17 protein-coding genes are annotated in these 17,747 nt (G+C 72.3%); 8 read left to right on the top strand and 9 right to left on the bottom strand.

All coding sequences use genetic code 11. The features are described 5' to 3' along the window. Positions 1-145: 145 nt before the first annotated feature. Together ABT360_RS11595 and ABT360_RS11600 are read right to left on the bottom strand one after the other, a co-directional pair. Positions 146-1,447 carry a hypothetical protein gene (locus tag ABT360_RS11595; RefSeq protein WP_351813921.1) on the bottom strand — a complete coding sequence of 434 codons (1,302 nt, stop codon included), beginning with the start codon at positions 1,445-1,447 and terminating at the stop codon, positions 146-148. 73 nt (positions 1,448-1,520) lie between these two features. Further along, positions 1,521-1,913, bottom strand: coding sequence for a PPOX class F420-dependent oxidoreductase (locus ABT360_RS11600; RefSeq protein WP_351813923.1), 393 nt, complete (start codon positions 1,911-1,913; stop codon positions 1,521-1,523). Between the two features lie 225 nt (positions 1,914-2,138). Between ABT360_RS11600 and ABT360_RS11605 the strand changes: the two genes are divergently transcribed. Beyond that, positions 2,139-2,315 carry a hypothetical protein gene (locus tag ABT360_RS11605; RefSeq protein WP_351813925.1) on the top strand — a complete coding sequence of 59 codons (177 nt, stop codon included), beginning with the start codon at positions 2,139-2,141 and terminating at the stop codon, positions 2,313-2,315. A 41-nt stretch (positions 2,316-2,356) separates the two neighbouring features. On the opposite strand, the gene ABT360_RS11610 is transcribed toward ABT360_RS11605, so the two are convergent. The 3 genes from ABT360_RS11610 to ABT360_RS11620 all read right to left on the bottom strand — a co-directional run bounded on the left by ABT360_RS11610 (position 2,357) and on the right by ABT360_RS11620 (position 4,467). Beyond that, a protein-coding gene (locus ABT360_RS11610; protein WP_351813927.1) for an IS5 family transposase occupies positions 2,357-3,192 on the bottom strand; the annotation gives its coding sequence in 2 pieces (ribosomal slippage) (positions 2,357-2,715 and positions 2,715-3,192; 837 coding nt in all). A gap of 180 nt (positions 3,193-3,372) precedes the next feature. Further along, positions 3,373-4,044: a hypothetical protein gene (locus ABT360_RS11615; RefSeq protein WP_351813929.1), complete on the bottom strand. Its 672-nt coding sequence runs from the start codon at positions 4,042-4,044 to the stop codon at positions 3,373-3,375. A gap of 171 nt (positions 4,045-4,215) precedes the next feature. Continuing rightward, a complete protein-coding gene (locus tag ABT360_RS11620; protein WP_351813931.1) occupies positions 4,216-4,467 on the bottom strand; it encodes a helix-turn-helix domain-containing protein in 252 nt (83 codons plus the stop codon). Between the two features lie 32 nt (positions 4,468-4,499). On the opposite strand from ABT360_RS11620, the gene map reads away from it, so the two are divergent. Then, positions 4,500-5,267: a type I methionyl aminopeptidase gene (gene map, locus ABT360_RS11625; RefSeq protein ID WP_351813933.1), complete on the top strand. Its 768-nt coding sequence runs from the start codon at positions 4,500-4,502 to the stop codon at positions 5,265-5,267. Positions 5,268-5,307: 40 nt separating this feature from the next. Here map and ABT360_RS11630 read toward each other — a convergent pair whose 3' ends face one another. Continuing rightward, complete coding sequence (locus ABT360_RS11630) at positions 5,308-6,165, bottom strand: GNAT family N-acetyltransferase (RefSeq protein WP_351813935.1); 858 nt, start codon at positions 6,163-6,165, stop codon at positions 5,308-5,310. A 436-nt stretch (positions 6,166-6,601) separates the two neighbouring features. Here ABT360_RS11630 and ABT360_RS11635 point away from each other — a divergent pair, with 436 nt between their 5' ends. From ABT360_RS11635 to ABT360_RS11645, 3 genes are read left to right on the top strand one after another with little or no spacing between them, the layout of a single operon-like run. Further along, complete coding sequence (locus ABT360_RS11635) at positions 6,602-7,909, top strand: uracil-xanthine permease family protein (protein ID WP_444852223.1); 1,308 nt, start codon at positions 6,602-6,604, stop codon at positions 7,907-7,909. After that, positions 7,906-9,291: an amidohydrolase family protein gene (locus ABT360_RS11640; RefSeq protein ID WP_351813938.1), complete on the top strand. Its 1,386-nt coding sequence runs from the start codon at positions 7,906-7,908 to the stop codon at positions 9,289-9,291. The genes ABT360_RS11635 and ABT360_RS11640 overlap by 4 nt, the downstream gene beginning before the upstream one ends. Next, entirely contained in the window at positions 9,288-9,998 is a 711-nt protein-coding gene (locus ABT360_RS11645) for a sulfite exporter TauE/SafE family protein (RefSeq protein ID WP_351813940.1), read from the top strand. The genes ABT360_RS11640 and ABT360_RS11645 overlap by 4 nt, the downstream gene beginning before the upstream one ends. Before the next feature lie 224 nt (positions 9,999-10,222). Here ABT360_RS11645 and ABT360_RS11650 read toward each other — a convergent pair whose 3' ends face one another. Together ABT360_RS11650 and ggt are read right to left on the bottom strand one after the other, a co-directional pair. Continuing rightward, complete coding sequence (locus tag ABT360_RS11650) at positions 10,223-11,278, bottom strand: LacI family DNA-binding transcriptional regulator (RefSeq protein WP_351813942.1); 1,056 nt, start codon at positions 11,276-11,278, stop codon at positions 10,223-10,225. Between the two features lie 91 nt (positions 11,279-11,369). Continuing rightward, positions 11,370-13,178 carry a gamma-glutamyltransferase gene (gene ggt / locus ABT360_RS11655; RefSeq protein ID WP_351813944.1) on the bottom strand — a complete coding sequence of 603 codons (1,809 nt, stop codon included), beginning with the start codon at positions 13,176-13,178 and terminating at the stop codon, positions 11,370-11,372. A gap of 104 nt (positions 13,179-13,282) precedes the next feature. On the opposite strand from ggt, the gene ABT360_RS11660 reads away from it, so the two are divergent. From ABT360_RS11660 to ABT360_RS11670, 3 genes are all read left to right on the top strand, one after another. Next, positions 13,283-14,011 carry a hypothetical protein gene (locus ABT360_RS11660; RefSeq protein WP_351813946.1) on the top strand — a complete coding sequence of 243 codons (729 nt, stop codon included), beginning with the start codon at positions 13,283-13,285 and terminating at the stop codon, positions 14,009-14,011. A 106-nt stretch (positions 14,012-14,117) separates the two neighbouring features. After that, entirely contained in the window at positions 14,118-15,299 is a 1,182-nt protein-coding gene (locus ABT360_RS11665; protein WP_351813948.1) for a L,D-transpeptidase, read from the top strand. Positions 15,300-15,403: 104 nt separating this feature from the next. Next, on the top strand, positions 15,404-17,005 hold the full coding sequence (locus ABT360_RS11670; RefSeq protein WP_351813950.1) for an alpha/beta fold hydrolase: 1,602 nt from the start codon (positions 15,404-15,406) through the stop codon (positions 17,003-17,005). Between the two features lie 291 nt (positions 17,006-17,296). On the opposite strand, the gene ABT360_RS11675 is transcribed toward ABT360_RS11670, so the two are convergent. Next, positions 17,297-17,743 (bottom strand): DUF6278 family protein, encoded by a 447-nt coding sequence (locus ABT360_RS11675; RefSeq protein WP_351813952.1) that lies wholly within the window; start codon positions 17,741-17,743, stop codon positions 17,297-17,299. Between the last annotated feature and the right edge of the window lie 4 nt (positions 17,744-17,747).

Below are 17,747 nucleotides of genomic sequence, written 5' to 3' on the forward strand. Positions count from 1 at the left end.
GCCTCTACGCACGTAGACGGGGTGCGTAGACAGCGAACGTAAGCCTCGCCACACCCCTGGGCAAGACCGCCGCCGTCAACCGCCGGAGTCGATCATGTTTCGTACCCGAGTGGTCCACATTGGACGCGCTTCCGCCGGTTGCCGGTCAGTCGCCGACCAGGCCCGCGACCCGGAGGGCGTGCACCAGGTCCCGTTCGCGCGACGGGGACGTCGCGGCGAGAGCGCGGGCGGCGGACAGGAGGTACGGCACCAGGCGGTGCGGGGCGTACGCGGCGAGGCGAGCGGCGTCCTCGGCGCTGCGGGACCCGACGAACGCGCCGATCAGCACCTGGGCCTCCTCGGGGCGCCCGCCCTCGTCGAGCGCCAGCGCGGCGGCGGCCGTCTCGGCGGTGGGCCGCGCCACGCCCTGGCGCAGCAACTGCCGGGCGTCCTGGCCACGTCCGGCGGCGGTGAGCGCCCCGGCGACGTCGACGAGCCGCTCGGGTGGGAGGGAGGCGGCCTCCCACAGGAGGGTGGCCCAGTCGGGGGCCAGGCCGGCCCGGTGGAGTTCGTCGGCGAGCAGGGGCAGCCGGGCGGCGGGCCAGGTGGCGGCCTCGCACAGCAGGGCGTGCGCCTCGCCGCCCCGGCCTCCGGCCCGGAGGCGCAGCAGCGCGCCGACGGTGTCGTGGGCGGCACGGCGGGCGGTCTCGTCGGTGGCTTCGTACCGGTGGGGGTGCTGCGGTCGCGGCTGTTGTCGTTCTTGTTCGGGGGCGCCGCCGAAGCGGGCCCCGCGCGGGGTGGCGACGGTGGTGGACAGGTCGGGTACGGAGGCGGGGGCGGGGGCGGCGTCCGGGAGGTCGTCCTCCTCCTCGAGCCAGGCGTACCGGGCGCCTCGCGGGCGTTTCCTGGGCTTGACGTCGGCGGCGGTACGGCTCCGCTCGGGGGGCGTGGGAGCCGGCGCCTCGGGGAGCGCCGCCAGGCGGGCGCCCAGCTCCTCGATCCGGGCGGTCGCCCTGGCGTGGTCGTCCTGCACCCACGCGAGGTCGTGGGCGAGCCGCTGCGCGTCGGGGGTGCCCTCGGGGACCGTGCCCAGCAGGGCCACCAGTTCCTCGCCGCGCCGTACGGCCGCCGCCTGCTCGCGCACCATCAGGGCCAGCCGCTCGCGGAGCGCGTCCCGGCCGCCCGGGCGCCGGTCGTACGCGGCGGCAGCGGCGGCGTGCAGCCGCCGTGCGCGTACCGTCTCCGGCCCGAGCTCCCCTTCGCCCCGTGCGGCCGCCAGGTCCTGGAGCAGCGACTCGACCACGTCCCAGGGCGGTACCTCCCTGCCGTCGAGGCAGGCCCGCATCCCGTCGGGGTCGCGCTGCCGGAAGACGCCGTACCAGCCGCCTCCCTCGTCGAGCCCCGCCACCAGGCGTCCGAGGTGGCGCGCGAACGCCGCGACCTCCTCCGGGAGGTGATGCACCATCATGTATGCCCCTGCCCACAGCCGACTGGAATCCTCCGGTCGGGAGGCATTCGACCTCAGCCGTGTTACAGCAGGGCTACAGGGGCTTTTCGACCGGGAACTTCACCGCGATCCCCACATGCGGCCGCTTCCCCCGCCGCACCAGGGCCGCCGGCAGGTCGACCATCCAGAACTGCAGGCCGTACTTGCGGGCCAGCAGCTTCCGTACGCCCTGGACGTCGTCCAGCAGCCGCGCCGTGCCCTCGGCGTGGGCGGCGCCCTCCGCGACCCGGCCGCGCACGTCGCACTCGGTGACGACGACCCGGCTGTCGCGGCGCAGCCGCTTGACCTTCCAGGAGTCCTCGCGCGTCCAGACGTACAGTTCGTCGCCGTCCACCGCGTACCAGACCGGCGTGGCGACCCCCGTGCCGTCCTTGCGGAACGTGGTCAGGCTGACGTAGCGGCCGTGCCGCAATCCCTCGGGTATCACGGCCGTGAGCCTACGCCTGTCGTACGCCGCCCTCGCCTCGCCGACGGGCGGCCCGGCTCCCTGGCCCGGTCGCACGCGGTGCCCATCGGCCCCAGCAGGTCACGGCGGTTCGTGCTCGACTGCGGGCGCCCGCTCGGCTGTCGACTTCATGACGCGCCGGTTCGCGGTGGGCGTCTCGGAGAAGGTCATGTCGGCCGCCTTCGAGCCGGCTGGGTCGAGTCGCACATGAACAACCCCGGCTGCGGCGACAAGGACTCGCTCGGGGTCTTCCAGCAGCGCCCCGGCCAGGTCTGGGGGAACGCCGAGCAGATCCTGCGCGTGCCGTACGCGGCGGAGACGAAGGCACGGGCCCTGCTGCAGGAGGCGATGGCCTCGGTGGGCCGCGCGGGCCGGAGCGGGTAGTCCCCTTCGTCCTCCGCCCCTAAGGCGTGTCCGACAAATGATCACCTGGCTGGTTCGCGCAGCCAGAGGATCAGGGAGGCCAGGACGACTCCGGCGCGGTAGCGGTCGGCGAGTTCGTCGAAGCGGGTGGCGATCGCCCGGAACCGCTCGAGGCGGGCGAAGCAACGTTCGACCACGTTGCGATCGCGGTAGGCGGCCATGTTGAAAGCGGGTGGTCTGCCGCCGAGAGCTCCGCGCCGCCGACGGTTGGCCGCCTGGTCGCGGCGTTCGGGGATCGTGGTTGCGATGCCGCGACGCCGCAGCAGGTGCAGGATCGCTCGGCTCGAGTAGGCCTTGTCGCCCAGGATCCGGTCCGGTGTCGTGCGCGGGCGACCCGTGGCAGCACGCGGGACGCGGATCCCTCCAGGACCCGGCGGAAGGCGGTGGCGTCGTTGACATTGCCCGGGGTGAGCACGATCGACAGCGGCAGACCCCGCCCGTCGACGGCGAGGTGGACTTTGGTCGTCAGCCCTCCCCGGGATCGGCCGAGGGCCTGGCGCGCCTGCGGGTGGCCCGGACCTTCCAGTTCGTCCCCGTCTGCCTCCCTTTTTTTGCGAGCGCCGGCGGCGTGCTGATGGGCCCGGTTGATCGTGGAGTCGACGGAGACGGTCCACTCGACCCGGTCCACCGCGTCGTCGCAGACCCGGACGTGCTCCAGCAGTCTCGCCCAGGTCCCATCGGCATCCCAGCGGGCGAACCGTTCGCAGATCGTCTGCCACGGCCCGTACCTCTCGGGCAGATCACGCCACGGAGCCCCGGTCCGCAGTCGCCACAGCACACCGTTTGCCACCTGGCAGTGGTCACGCCACGGACGGGCACGCCCGTCCACCTGCGGCATCAAGGGCTCTATCCGCTCCCACGCCGCGTCCGTCAGCCCACCTCGACCAGCCGCATGATCAATGATCGGCGTAGTCCTGGCCGCCGGGCACGGGGCCCGACACGGCAGTCTGTCGCGTGGCGCGCCCGCCATTGTTCGAGGCCACGGCCCGGGCGTCGCCGGCCCGGGCCGTGGGTGCCCTCACGCGTCGGGGTTCTTGCCCTCGGCCGTTTTCTTGATCCGGTCGATCTGAAGCTGCGCGAGTTCTTGCAGGCTGTCCGGCTTCTTCTGGTCGTATCCGCCGAGGTACACCACGACCCCGCCCACGCGCATCATCACCTCGACGGTGTACTCGCCGCTGATGTCGTCGGAGACGGCGACCGTTTCGTCGGCGCCCGTCGAGATCGCGACCGGCACGGGGGCGCTCCCGCCAGGCGCCGGCTTGCGCTTGCTGGCCACCAAGCCCTTGAACGCCACACCCGCGTTCTCGGCGGTGTCGAAGGAGTAGACGTGGATGTACACAGGTGCCCCCTTGCCCGTCGACTCCGCGTTCTCCTCGCTCTCCACAGACCGGCGACCGTGGGCCATGAGCCCGGCGCAGCCCGTCTGGGTGTCGTCTCCGCAGTCGTCTGCCGCCTTCGCGCCCTCGTCCACTTGGGGATCGGACGACCAGCCTCCCCCTATCCAGCCTTCGGGGAGGCTCTTCTTGCTCGGCAGAGCCACACGGAGCTGCTCTGCGGACAGCGTGAGCGGAGCCTCGTTCTCGTGCCCCTCCAGTGAATCGCCGTTCGCGTGACCGGCCGGCCCGCCTCCGCACGCGGTCAACACCGCCACCAGCACAGCCAGCACCATCCCCCGCGTCGCACTCTTCAACGTCAACTCCTCCGATCGGTCCGGTCACTTGGCACGGACACTCAACAACATTGCAGATCGGACCGCCAACGGCGTTTGGTTTAAGAGTTGTGCCGCAACGGCTGGGCTCAGTCGGCGGGGCCTTCGTCGGTCATACGACCAGCACGGTGCTGATCATTTGTCAGACAGGCCCTAGGACGGCACCAGCGCGCACCGGGACGCGAGGTCGTCCATCGACAGACCCAGCACCCCTGCCAGGGCCGCGACGGTGAAGAAGGCGGGGGTCGGGGCGCGCCCCGTCTCGATCTTGCGGAGCGTCTCCGCCGAGAGCCCGGCGGCCGCCGCGATCTCGACCATGCTGCGCGGACCGCGCGCCTGGCGCAGCAACTGGCCGAGGCGTTCGCCGCGTTCGCGCTCTTCGGGGGTGAGTGGGGTACGGACCATGCGCCCATACTAATACCGGTATAGTAATTGGCATGGTAGAGATCAAGACCGATGCCTCCCTGGAGGCCATGCGCGCCTCCGGCCGGATCGTCGCCGAGACCCTGGCGGCGGTACGGAGGACGGCGGCGCCCGGCGTCACGCTCGGCGCGCTGGACACGGCCGCACGCGAGGTGCTGCGCGAGGCGGGCGCGGGGTCACCGTTCCTCGGGTACCGGCCGGACTGGGCACCGGTGCCGTTCCCGGCGGTGATCTGCGTATCCGTCAACGACGCCGTGGTGCACGGCATCCCGGACGGTTACCGGCTGTGCGACGGCGACCTCGTGAGCGTCGACTGCGGCGCCGTCCTGGACGGCTGGGTGGGCGATGCCGCCATCAGCTTCACGGTCGGGCGGGCGCGTCCGGCGGACACGCGGCTCATCGACACGGCGTACGAGGCGCTGGACGCCGGTATCGCGGCGGCGGTCACCGGTAACCGCATCGGGGACATCGCGCACGCGATCGGCCGCGTGTGCCGCACCGCCGGGTACGGCATCGCGGACGGGTTCGGCGGCCACGGGGTGGGGCGCCGGATGCACGAGGAGCCGGGCGTACCGAACGAGGGCCGGCCGGGCCGCGGGATGCCGCTGCGCCACGGCATGGTGCTGGCCGTCGAACCGATGCTGATCGCCGGCGGCGGCGACGAGCACCGCACGGACCGCGACGGCTGGACGGTCCGCACCCTCGACGGCAGCCGCGCGGCCCACGTGGAGCACACGATCGCGATCACGGACGAGGGCCCGCGCGTGCTGACGGCGCCGTAGCGCCCGGTCGGCGTGGGTCGGCGCAGGACGGACGCGCGGGTCAGTACAGGATGGACGGCAGGTACGCCCCGGCCGGCTCGCTGTAGAGGCCGATGGTCATCAGGCTCATCAGCTGCACCACCCTGAGCCCATTTCCCAGGCACCACTGCAACAGGGCGCTGTCGCTCGCGGGTACGAGAATGCCGGGTCCGCCGAAGGAGGGCGCCGCGGCGATCAGCGCCCGGACGTCCTCGGTGGTCTCGCCGACCGCGTGGGCGAAGAACGACAGGTCCGTGGCGTAGCCGGTGATCCGCCCGCCGTGCTCGGTCACCCGTGCCGTACCGGCCTTGAGCGCGTCGACCAGCTCACCGCCCCGGTCGACGCCGTGGACCCGGCGGCACAGGTCGTTGCAGGCCGCCAGGTCCGCGTCCGTGGCCGCCCGCACCTCGTACCCGGGCACCACACCGCCGATCGGCGGGCCCTGGAGGCAGGCCACCGTCTCGCGGAACTCGAACCCGAGCCCGGCGTAGAGCGCGAACGACCGGCAGTGGTATCCGCTCTGCAGCAGCCGGATGCCCGGCGCCTGCCGCTCGGCCGCCCGCCGCATGACGTCGAGCATCAGCCGGCGCCCGATTCGGCCGTTCTGAACGGCCGGGTCCACCGTGATCGGCCCGACGCCGACCACGGGTGACCGTTCGTCGAGGCAGTTGCTGCCCACGATCCGGCCGTCGTCCTCGGCGACGACGGTGTAGAAGCCGGGATGGTCGAACACCATCCGGAACATCTCCGCGGCCGGTTCGGCCCCGGGCATGTCGGACGGGAACCCGTGGTCACGGGCGATGCCACCGAAGGCCTCGAAGCAGATCCTGCCGCACTCCGGGGCGTCCTCCGCCCTCCCGGGGCGCAGTACGAGAACCACGATCGCCTCTCCTTCCGGCCGACGGCCCGGCCCACCGGGGGTCTCTTTCCATCAAACGTCTCCGCCATGCCCGCGGCAATCCGGCCGCCAAGCCGGGGGAACCCGGGCCACACCAGTCTCTTGACGTGCCTCCCTGGCACTCACATACTGGCGGCCAAATCGATTTGGCCCCCACGATTCCGCCCCCGTCTCGGGTGGATCGCGGCCGAAGCCGGAGCGAGCCGAACGGAGCTCGAACGTGTCCAGTCCCCACCCCACTCCCCCCGTCCCCACGCCACCGGGGCCGGCCCCCGACCACCACGACGAGACGGCGTCCACCCCCGTCCCGGCGCCCGCATCGCCGAACCAGTCCACGCCGACGGCCGGTGGCCCGCCCCCGGGCGGGACCGAACGGCAGGACGAGCAGAACGAGCAGGGTTCCGGGGCGCCCCACCCCGTGGACGAATCGCGGCCCCTCGGCCGGATCCTGCTGTTCGGGCTCCAGCATGTGCTCGTCATGGCCGCGACGCCCATCTCGGCCATCTTCCTGATGAGCGCCACCCTCAGGCTCGATCCCGGCCTCACGGTCGATCTGCTCTCGGCCGCTTTCGTGCTCTCCGGGATCGGGTCCCTGATCCAGTCGCTCGGGCCGTGGAAGTTCGGGCCGAAGCTGCCGTTCGTCATGCTGCCCGGGGGCGCACCGCTCATCCTGTTCCTGGCCATCGCCGAACAGCACGGACTGCCCACGGCGACCGGGGCGGTGATCCTCACCGCCGCCTTCTACTTCGTCGTCCTGCCCGTCTTCTCCCGGCTGCTGGCGTTCTTCCCCGCCCTGGTCATCGGCACGATGATCGTGATCGTCGGCATCAACCTGGTGAAGGTCGGGGCCGTGCTCGTCACCGGCCGGCCCGGCACGCCCGGGTTCGCCGACCCCACCAACCTGCTGCTCGGCATGGCGACCATCGGCTTCACGGTCGCGTTCTACTGGCTGTTCACCGGCGTGCTGCGCCAACTCGCCGTGATGCTCGGCCTGATCGCCGGTACGGTCCTCGCCTTCCTCCTCGGAGGCGTGGACTTCGGCACGGCCACCGAGGGCGGACTGCTGAACCTCCCCCAGGTGCTGCCCTTCGGTTCGCCCGAGTTCAACCTGGTCGCCGCGCTGCCGCTGATGCTGTACAGCCTCGCCTCCATGGCGGAGGCCACCGGCCAGACGGTGATCAACGCGGAGGCCGTGGGCAAGGAGATCGACAAGAAGGCCGACGTACCGAAGACCATCCGGGGCGACGCGCTCACCTCGCTCTTCGGCGGCTTCTTCGGCCTGCCGTTGATGGTGACCAGCGGCGAGAACATCGGCATCGTCCGCGTCACCGGCGTACGAAGCCGGTTCGTGACCGCCGCCGCGGGAGTCGTGCTGATCGTCATCGGCTTCCTGGCACCCGTCACCCGTGCGATCAGTGTCATCCCGTCGGCCGTCGTCGGCGGCACGGCCATGGTGGTGTTCGCCGTCATCACGGTGCTCGGCGTGCAGATGCTGGGCCGGGCCGAGCTCGACCGGCACACCAACACCTTCATCTGCGCCGTCGCCCTCGCCCTGGGCCTGCTGCCCATCCTCATCCCCGGCGTGTACGGCGGCTTCCCGCCCAACGCCCGGATCCTCCTGGAAAGCGGCGTCGCCGTCGGCGCCGTCACGGCCGCCGTCCTGAACGTCCTGTTCCATCACGTCCGCCTCCCCCGCCCCCGTACCCGTACCGAAAGCGACCGATGAACGACCTGACCCCCGACCGCCTCCATCCCGACGACGGCGGACTCCTCCTCGCCCCCGACGCGGTGCTCACACCCGACGGGCTGAAGGACCACTACGCGGCAGTCGTCGCCGACGGCACCTTCCAGGCGGTCGGACCGGCCGAACGGCTGGCGCGGCAGCATCCGCACCTCACCCCCGTACGGCTGCCCGGACACATCCTGATGCCCGGTTTCGTCGACGCCCACCACCACCTCACCCAGAGCTTCGGGGCCGCGCTGGCCTTCGGGGAACCGTCGGAGATCTTCCGCCGGGTGTGGGTGCCGCTCGAAGGCGCCCTGGACGAGGAGGCGGTGTACGTGGCGGCGAAACTGGCCGCCCTCGAATCCCTGCGCGGCGGGTTCACGACCGTCGCCGAGGCGGGCACCCGGGCACCCGTCGACGTGGAGCTCGTGGCCGCCGCCACGCGGGACGCCGGCATCCGCTGCGTCCTCGGCCTGGTCTGCAACGACGTGGACGGCGACACCGCGCAGACGCTGACGGACGCCGAGAAGCACCTCACCCGGTACGGCATCGAGGAGCTGATCCACCCGTCCCTCGCCGTCTCCGTCCCGGAGGCCGCGACCGCCCGCACCCTGCGCCACACCGCCCACCTGGCCGCCGAAGCGGGCGCGGTGGTCCAGATCCACGTAAACGAGCATCTCGCCGGCGTGGAGCGCTCCCTGGTCCGGCACGGGCTGCGGCCCCTGGAGTACCTGCACCAAGTCGGCGCCCTCGGGCCGCAGTTGCTGGCCGCCCACGCCACCCTGGTCACACCCCGGGAGGTCACCCTGCTCGCCGACAGCGGGGCGGCCGTCAGCTACAACCCCGTGGCCAGCGCCTGGAAGGGCAACGCCGTCGCTCCGGCGACGACGATGGCCGAGCGCGGGATCCGGTTCGGGCTGGGGACGGACGGCACCCGGGGCGACGCGTTCCGGCTCGCCGACGCCGCCGAGTTCGCGCAGCGCCTCGCGTACGGGCTGGCCACCGGCGACTCGTCGTGCGGCGCCGGCTGGACGTGGCTGGACCGCGCCGCCCGGGGCGGCGCGGACGCGGTCGGGCTCGGCGCCCGCACCGGCCGGGTGGCGGTGGGCGCCGCCGCCGACTTCCTGCTCGTCGATGTCGCCACCCCCGAGACGGGGTTGTCCCACGACCTGCCCTGGGAGCTGGTACGGCGCGGCAACCGGGACCAGATCAGCGCCGTGTTCGTGGCCGGCCGGCTGCGGCTGTGGCGCGGGTGGCCGACCGGCTGGGACGGCCCGGCGCTGGTGCGTCGGGCGGCCGAGCTGGCCCAGGACGTGATGCTGCGGGCGCCCGTGACCCGGGTCCACCCCACGTCGGCCGACGCCTGGGCGGCCTGCTCGTGAGTACGGAGACGATCGCCGTCCTCGCCGTCACGGTCGCCGTCGCCGCGTTCGTGCAGGGCGCGAGCGGACTGGGCTTCGCCCTGATCGTGGCGCCGGTGGCGGGGCTGCTGGACCCGACCCTGGTGCCGGTGTTCGTGCTGGCGTCGATGATCCCGCTCAATCTGTACGTCGCGTGGCGCGAGCGTGCGGCGCTGGACCTGCGGGGCGCCGGCTGGATCACTGCGGCGCGGCTGGCGGCCACCCCGGGCGGGCTGATGCTGCTGTGGGTGATCCCCGACCGGCGGCTCGGCCTGTTCGTGGGCGTGGCGACCGTGCTGGCGGCGGTGGTGAGCCTGGCCGCGCCCGCGTTCACGCCCGGACGGGGCGCGTATGTGGGCGCGGGGCTGGTCACCGGGCTCACGGAGACGGCGACGGGCGTGGGGGGCCCGCCGCTGGCGCTGGTGTACCAGCACCGGCCGCCGGCGGAGCTGCGGGCCACGGTCGCGGTCTGCTTCCTGATCGGTGAAGTGGCCTCGCTGGCCCTGTTGTTCGCCACCGGCCGGGGCAGCGTGGGTCAGCTGGGATGGGCGGCGGCACTGCTGCCCGCACTGGCCGCCGGGGCGTGGCTGAGCCGGCTGGTCCACGAGCGGCTCGACGCTCGCCGGATGCGGCTGTTCGTGCTGGTCTTCGCGCTGGTCTCCGGGGCGGGGCTGATCCTGGGGCTGTGACCCCGGGTCGGGCTCACGGTCGGGGCGGGCTCACGCCGGGTCCGGCACGCCCCCGGGTCGGGCTCTCCCCCGGGTCGGGCTCACGACCGGCCGAGCTCACGCCGGTCGGGCAGGCCCCGGACGGGCTCACGACCGGCCGGGCTCACCCCCGGTCCGGCACGCCCCGGGGGCCGCTTCGCCCGTGCCGTACGCCGGTATGAGCCGCGCCCGCCACCGGGGCGGGCTCATCCCGGGGGCGCGTCCGCCCGTGCCGTGGCACGCAGCGACGAGGCCCGGGGGACGACGCGCGGTTCCGGCGCGGTGGCCAGGGGCGCGGTCGCCTCGCCGCGCAGCCGGCCGAGCAGCAGCTCCACGGCGTCGGCGGCGGCCTGGTCCAGGTGCAGGTCGACGGCGGTGAGCGGCGGCTCGCAGGTCCGGGCGCGCAGTCCGTCGTAGCGGGTGACGACCATGATGTCGTCCGGGATGCGGCGGCCGCTGTCGTGGATCGCGCGGACGGCGCCGACCGCGAAGGCGTCCACGAGCGCGCAGACGGCGTCCACGTCCGGGTGGTCGGCGAGCAGGGCGGCGCAGGCGTCGTACCCGGCCTGCTCGCCGCCCTCCTCGCGTGCCGTGGTGACGATGGGCGCCCAGCCGTGCTCGGCCGCGGCGCGCAGATACGCGGCGCGGGCGTCGACGGCGGAGTGCCGTGACCCGCCTCCGATGAGCAGCGCCGGGTGCCGGGCGCCCTGCTCGCGCAGGTGGGCGAGGAGCAGGTCGACGACGAGGCCGCCGCGCAGGTCGACGTACGCGGCGTCGTCCCCTTCCGCCGTGGGGCGCCCGAGCGCCACGTACGGCAGTCCCCGCTCGTGGAGCTGCGCCACGGCGACGTCGTCCCGGTCGGGCTCGACGACGATGGCGCCGTCGATGTCCACCGAGTACAGCGCCGAACCGGACTGCACGGGCGGTACGAGCACGAGGGCGTACCCGTGCAGCAGGGCCCGCTCGGCGGCCGCGGCGGCGACCTCCATGTAGAACCCGAGCCGGGACGGCCCGCCGGCCACCGCGAACGGCATGGACGAGGCGAGCGCGATGGCCTTCGCCTCACCGCGACGCAGCCGCTGCGCCCGCAGGTTGGGCCGGTAGCCGAGCTCGGCGGCGACCTTCTTGATCCGCTCCCGGGTCCGGGGGTCGACCTTGCCGATCCCGTTCAGGGCGTGCGACACGGTCGTCCGCGACACCGACGCGGCCCGGGCCACGTCGGCGATCGTGGGCGGCCTGGTTCCGGGACCGGACGTGGCCATCTGCGTGGACGCTCCTCGTTCACTGCTCGTGCCTGGTGCTGACAGCCTCATCTTCGCCGACGGGCCCGGGCCGCCGGAAGGCGCGTCGGGGCTACGGCCTGCCGGCCGGGTGGACCACCATGGCCGAGCCGCCGCCACGGCGGGTCGTCTCGGCGGCGGCGAGCCAGCGACCGTCCGGGAGGCGCTGGACGCCGGTCGCGGCGCCGATCTCGGGGTTCTGGCGGAAGGCGTGGCCCAGGGCTTCCAGCTTCGCGCGCAACGGGCTGTTGTAGAGGGCCGGTTCGAGTTCCGTGGTCGTCTGGTTGCGCTGGCTGGCGCGGGGGGCGGCGATCGCCTCGACGAGCGGGAGGTCGCGGTCCACGACGCCGGTCAGGGTCTGGAGCACGGTGGTGATGATGGTCGCGCCGCCCGGGGAGCCCAGGGCGAGGACCGGGCGGGCGTGGGCGTCGAGGACGATGGTGGGCGACATGGAGGAGCGGGGGCGCTTGCCGGGGCCGGGGAGGTTCGGGTCGTGGACCGCGGGGTTGGCGGGCGCGAAGGAGAAGTCGGTCAGCTCGTTGTTGAGCAGGAAGCCCCGCCCCGGCACGGTGATGCCGCTGCCGCCGGTCGACTCGATGGTCAGGGTGTACGCGACGACGTTGCCCCACTTGTCGGACGCGGTCAGGTGCGTGGTGTTCTCACCCTCGTACGTCGTCGGCGCGGCCTTGCCGCCCGCCGCGCACGGCCGCGGGTCGCGCGGGTCGCCGGGTGCGAGCGGGCTGGTGAGGACCGCGTCGTCGCGGATCAGGCAGGCGCGCGAGTCGGCGAAGCGCTGCGACAGCAGGCCCTTGACCGGGACGTCCTCGAAGGCCGGGTCGCCGACCCAGCGGCCGCGGTCGGCGAACGCCACCCGGCTGGCCTCGATGAACCGGTGCAGGTACTGGGCCTTGGACAGGGACGACAGGTCGGTGCGCTCCAGGATGTTGAGCGCCTCACCCACGGTCGTGCCACCGGACGAGGAGGGCGCCATGCCGTAGACGTCGAGGCCGCGGTACGACATCTTCGTCGGCTTGCGCCACACCGTCTCGTACCGGGCCAGGTCACGCTCCGTCAGGTCGCCGGAGCGGACGTTGCGGGTGGCGCCCTCCCGGACGGGCGGGTCCTGGACGGTACGGACGATGTCCCGGGCCAGCTCGCCCTTGTACAGGGCCCCGGCGCCGTGGCGGCCGAGTTTCTCGTACGTACGCGCGAGGTCCGGGTTCTTGATGACCGAACCGACGACGGGCAGGCGCCCGCCCGGCAGGAACAGCTCGGCGGAGGCCGGGAAGTCCCGGAACCGGGCTTCGTTGGCGGCGGTCTGGGCGCGGAACGTGGCGTCGACGGTGAAGCCGTCCCGGGCCAGCCGTTCGGCCGGCTTGAGCAGGTCCCGCAGCGACTTGCTGCCCCAGGCGTCGAGTGCGGTGTCCCACGTGGCGGGCGTGCCCGGGGTCCCGACGCTCAGCCCGCTGGTCATGGCCTCCTCGAAGGGGAGGGGCTTGCCGTCCTCGCCGAGGAAGAGCGACTCGTCCGCGGAGAGGGGAGCCGTCTCGCGACCGTCGACGGTGTGCACCTTGCGCGTCTTGGCGTCGTAGTACACGAAGTAGCCACCGCCGCCGATGCCCGCCGAGTACGGCTCGGTGACGCCGAGCGCCGCGGCCGTGGCGACCGCCGCGTCCACCGCGTTGCCGCCGCGCCGCAGTACCTCGATACCGGCGGCCGAGGCGTCGGGGTCCACGCTCGCGACGGCGCCGCCGTAACCGACCGCCACGGGTTCCTTGTCGGGCGTCGTCCGTGGTGTGGGCGGGGGCGCCGCGGCCCCGACCGAGAGGACCGTGGCGGCGACAGCGGCGAGCGAGACGTTACGTACGTGGGACCGACGCATCCGTACCTCCAGTCAACGACCGTCCGCGCAGCCTAACTTCGCCGGCAGCCCCTTGCCAGGACCGCCTCGAACAACGTTCCGCTCCCCCGCTACCATGCGCGCCCATGTATGAAGACCTGCTCAACATCGCGCTCGGCGTGATCGCCACCGGGGTCAGCGCGTCGCTCGGCTGGATCGCCCGTACCGCCCTGTGGCGCCGCAGGCTCCGCCGCAAGCAGGCCTTCTTCGGGCTGCCGGGGAACGCCGAGTGCCTGCTGGTGGTCAACCGCGACGCGGGCAGCGACGGCGCGGTCCGCCGCTACGACGTCTTCGCCCTGCTGGAACTTGCGGCCCTCATCAAGGACTGCGGCGCCCACGCGCGGATCGTGCCGCACGACGTGGCGCAGCAGGGCTTCGGCGAGCGCACCGAATTCTGCCTCGGCGGGCCGTCTTCCAACAGGCGGATGGAGGCGCACCTGCGGACGTTGCTTCCGGGAGTGCACGTCAATGTGGACGTGGACCCGAGCCCGGAGCGCGGTGCCTTCACCATCGGTTCCGAGCTCTATCCGGTGGACGGGGGGTCGTCCGAGTACGCCCTCCTCGCCCGGCTCACCGCCGGTGAGGGCGCCCGGCCCGTGTTCCTCTTCTGCGGGCAGCGCGCGATAACCAACCAGGCGGCCACCCGCTACTTGGTCCGGCACCACGAGAAGCTGGCCCGCAAGTACGGGACCGGTGGGTCGTTCGTGCTGCTGCTGAAGGTGGTCAACTCGGAGGCGTACGGGCCCGACGTCGTCGAGCTGGTCGCGGATGTGACCCGTACCGCGCGGTCGGCACCGGTGGCGGAGGCCGGCTAGCACCCCAATCCGGCACGGCCGGAAATTTCCGGCACCCCGCAGGCAACCCGGGGCCTCCGCTCGCCCTCTCACCGGGGGACGAAAGATCGCATCGGAGGTTTTCCAGGTGACCCGCACACGCCCGCGCCATCCCTTCCGCACCGCCGCTCTGGCCGGCACCGCGGTCCTCGCCGCGGCCGCCCTGACCGCGTGCTCGGGCGGCTCGGGGACCGCGAAGGCCGACGGCAAGGACACCAGGCCGGGCACCCGGATCTCGGTGAACCTGTCCGGCAAGCAGGCCAAGGCCGGCCGGCCGGTGAAGGTGACGCTCGCCGAGGGCAGGCTCCAGCAGGTCACGGTCACCGACTCCAAGGGCGCCACGCTCCACGGCACCGTCTCGGCCGACGGCCGCACCTGGACCTCCGCCCGCAAGGCCGCCCCCGGCACCGGGTACACCGTCGAGGCGCGTTCCACGGACGGCGGCACGGCCAAGGCCGACTTCGCCACGGCCGCACCCGGCAAGGTGAACAAGCTGACGCTGGCCCCCGGCAAGAACACCACGGTCGGTATCGCCCACCCGCTGTCGATCGTCTTCGACCACCCGGTGAAGAACAGGGCCGAGGTCGAGAGGCAGCTCAAGGTGACGACCTCGAACAACACGGTCGGCTCGTGGGGCTGGATGGAGGACTGGTCGGGCAAGGACCGGGTCGACTGGCGGCCCAAGGAGTACTGGAAGCCCGGCACCAAGGTCACGCTCCAGGCCGAGCTGAACGGCATCGACTCGGGCGAGGGCGGCTGGTTCGTCCGCGACTACACGACCAACGTGACCATAGGAAAGAACCAGCTGGTCAAGGTCGACCTGGACAACCACCGGCTGAAGCTGGTGCGGGACGGACAGGAGGTCAAGGACATCCCGATGTCGGGCGGTACGCCGGGTGGTGACAAGGCGTCGTGGCGGGGGAAGACCGTGCTGATGTCGAAGGAGGGCACGATCAACATGCGCTCCGAGACGGTCGGCCTGGGCGACGCGTACGACAAGATGGTCGACTACTCGATGCGGTTGACCTGGTCCGGGATGTACGCGCACGCCGCGCCCTGGAACGCCCGCTACATGGGTAACGCCAACAAGAGCTCCGGCTGCCTCGGCATGGACACCCCGGACGCCCGGTGGGTGTACGACCAGGTGCAGGTGGGCGACCCGTTCGAGGTGGAGGGCGGCGACGCCAAGGGCACGCAGGCGCTGAACAACGGGTACGGCGAGTGGAACCTGTCGTGGACGGACTGGCAGGCGAAGAGCGCCCTTCGTTGACACGTCGTCCAATAATCGTTACCGGTGCGTAACTTACCGATGGGTTACCTCCGGTAAGCGACCCGTGCTTTCCTTCGGTTCACCTTTCAAGCGTTGACACAGCGATGGGGGAACGAACCGTGGGAAAACCGCGCACAGCCCTGCGTGCATCCGTGCGTACGACGACGACCGGCGCCGTTTCGGCCGCCCTGCTGGCCGGAACGGCCCTGGGGTTCGCCCCCACCGCCGCCGCCACCGGGACGAGCGGCGGTATACGGTTCGTCGACATCGCCGGTGACGGCGGCACCGTACTCAAGGCCAATGTCGTCACCCCGGCGAACTCCGACGGCACCCGCCGCTACCCGGTGATCGTGCTGCCCACCAGCTGGTCCATGCCGCAGATCGAGTACCTCGCCCAGGCGCAGAAGCTCGCCGACGCCGGATACGTCGTCGTCAGCTACAACTCCCGCGGTTTCTGGCAGTCCGGCGGCCACATCGAGGTCGCCGGCCCGCCGGACGTCGCCGACGCCTCCAAGGTCATCGACTGGGCGCTGGCCAACACCCCCGCCGACCCCGAGCGGATCGGCATGGCGGGTGTCAGCTACGGCGCCGGCATCAGCCTGCTCGCCGCCGGGCACGACAAGCGGATCAAGGCGGTCGTCGCGATGAGCGGCTGGGCCGACCTCATCGACTCCATCTACAGCGGCCGCACCCAGCACCTCCAGGCCGCCGCGATGCTGGGCGGCACCGGCTACCTCACCGGCCGTCCGAGCGCCGAACTCCAGCAGACCCTCAAGGATTTCCTCGCCTCCGACCTCGACAAGGAGGAGGAGATGATCGCGTGGGGCGCCAAGCGCTCCCCCGCCTTCCAGCTGGAGAAGATCAACGCCAACGGCGCCGCCATCATGCTCGGCAACGCCTGGGGCGACACCATCTTCCCGCCCAACCAGTACGCCTCCTTCTACGAGAAGCTCACCGGGCCCAAGCGCCTGGAGTTCCGCCCCGGCGACCACGCCACCGCCGAGGCGACCGGCCTGCTCGGCCTGCCCAACGACACCTGGACCAACGCCCACCGCTGGTTCGACCACCACCTCAAGGGCGCCGACAACGGCATCGACCGCGAGCAGCCGGTCCAGCTCAAGTCCCGCACCGGCGGCGGCTACGAGGGCTACCCCGACTGGAAGTCGGTCGGCGCGAACGAGCGGAAGATCGCCCTCGCCGACGCGCAGAAGGTGTACGCGAACATCGACTCGGGCGCCAACGGCGGCGTCGTCATGCTCTCCAACGCCCTCGACCAGTTCCTGAAGCTGCCCCCGATGGCCTCCATCCCGCTCCTCCCCCGCTCCTTCGCGGCCGTCTGGCAGTCCGAGCGGTACGACTCCGTCCAGCGCGTCCGCGGTACGGCGAAGCTCCACACCACGGTCACCAGCAACGAGTCGAGCGGCACCCTCGTCGCGTACCTCTACGACGTGGGCCCGCTCGGCGTCGGCAAGCTGGTCAGCAGCGCCCCCTACACATTCCACGGAAAGACACCGGGCCGGCCGTTCGCCGTGGACCTGGAGCTGTTCTCCACCTCCTACGACGTGCCGGCCGGCCACCGGCTCGCCCTGGTCGTCGACACCGTCGACCCGCTGTACATCGAGCACAACCCGTCCGGCGCGCGGCTGACCTTCTCCTCGCCGTCGTCCGACCCGTCGTACGTGTCGGTCCCGCTGCGCGAGAAGTGATCTCCGGCCGCTGCCGGGCGGGCCTGGCCCATCGGGTCTGTCGGCACCCCGACTCGCCGCCGTGTTCCCTCCGCGCCCTATCTCGGCGCGGAGGGGCCCCCGGCAGCGGCGTCCACCTTCCCGTGGTCCTTGTTGACGTCACGCAGCTCGATCAACGGATCGACGGCCATACGGTGTCCTGCCCATGTTTGGCTGTGTTGAGGTCAGCGCAAACTATCCAGCCCGAAAAGGGACTTCACGTCCTCGACACGCATAAAGGGGGCATAAGCCGTATAACCACCCCACCCGGTGCTATCCCTCCGCCGCCTCCGCGTACACCTGGGACAGCTCGGGAGAACCGCTGATCGCCCAGTCCAGACCGGCCTCGACGACATGGATCTCCCGGCCCGACACCAGCCGCACGACCGGGTGGCCGCCAGGCGCCAGGTGCCAATGCGCGCCCGGCACCGTCCGTACGATGACCGTACCGAGGTACAGACCGGCGTCGTTGCCCAGCCAGGGCAGTTCCTCGGGGTCGTCCCGCCAGCGCGGCGGGAGCTGGTCGATGGCCTCCAAGGACCGGGGGGTGTCATCCAGTTGGACCCCGAACCCCTGCACCCGGGCGCGCAGCAGATCACACTCGGCGAGCATGTCGGCCACACCTTCCGGGTCGCTGCCCTTCGGGACGCGCTCCACCGCAGAGGCGGCGGGCCCGCCGCCGTGCCGTTTACGCCAGGCGTCCAGGAAAGGGATGTTCATACCG

It is taken from the genome of Streptomyces sp. NPDC000229 (assembly GCF_040300825.1).
Lineage (GTDB): Bacteria > Actinomycetota > Actinomycetes > Streptomycetales > Streptomycetaceae > Streptomyces.

What these genes read in the sequence shown, in the direction of transcription:
- ABT360_RS11650 (WP_351813942.1), bottom strand. Translation starts at nt 11,278, where the DNA reads ATGGCCACGTCCGGTCCCGGAACCAGGCCGCCCACGATCGCCGACGTG.
- map (WP_351813933.1), top strand. Translation starts at nt 4,500, where the DNA reads ATGGTAGAGATCAAGACCGATGCCTCCCTGGAGGCCATGCGCGCCTCC.
- ABT360_RS11640 (WP_351813938.1), top strand. Translation starts at nt 7,906, where the DNA reads ATGAACGACCTGACCCCCGACCGCCTCCATCCCGACGACGGCGGACTC.
- ABT360_RS11595 (WP_351813921.1), bottom strand. Translation starts at nt 1,447, where the DNA reads ATGATGGTGCATCACCTCCCGGAGGAGGTCGCGGCGTTCGCGCGCCAC.
- ABT360_RS11675 (WP_351813952.1), bottom strand. Translation starts at nt 17,743, where the DNA reads ATGAACATCCCTTTCCTGGACGCCTGGCGTAAACGGCACGGCGGCGGG.
- ABT360_RS11605 (WP_351813925.1), top strand. Translation starts at nt 2,139, where the DNA reads ATGAACAACCCCGGCTGCGGCGACAAGGACTCGCTCGGGGTCTTCCAG.
- ABT360_RS11620 (WP_351813931.1), bottom strand. Translation starts at nt 4,467, where the DNA reads ATGGTCCGTACCCCACTCACCCCCGAAGAGCGCGAACGCGGCGAACGC.
- ABT360_RS11660 (WP_351813946.1), top strand. Translation starts at nt 13,283, where the DNA reads ATGTATGAAGACCTGCTCAACATCGCGCTCGGCGTGATCGCCACCGGG.
- ggt (WP_351813944.1), bottom strand. Translation starts at nt 13,178, where the DNA reads ATGCGTCGGTCCCACGTACGTAACGTCTCGCTCGCCGCTGTCGCCGCC.
- ABT360_RS11670 (WP_351813950.1), top strand. Translation starts at nt 15,404, where the DNA reads ATGGGGGAACGAACCGTGGGAAAACCGCGCACAGCCCTGCGTGCATCC.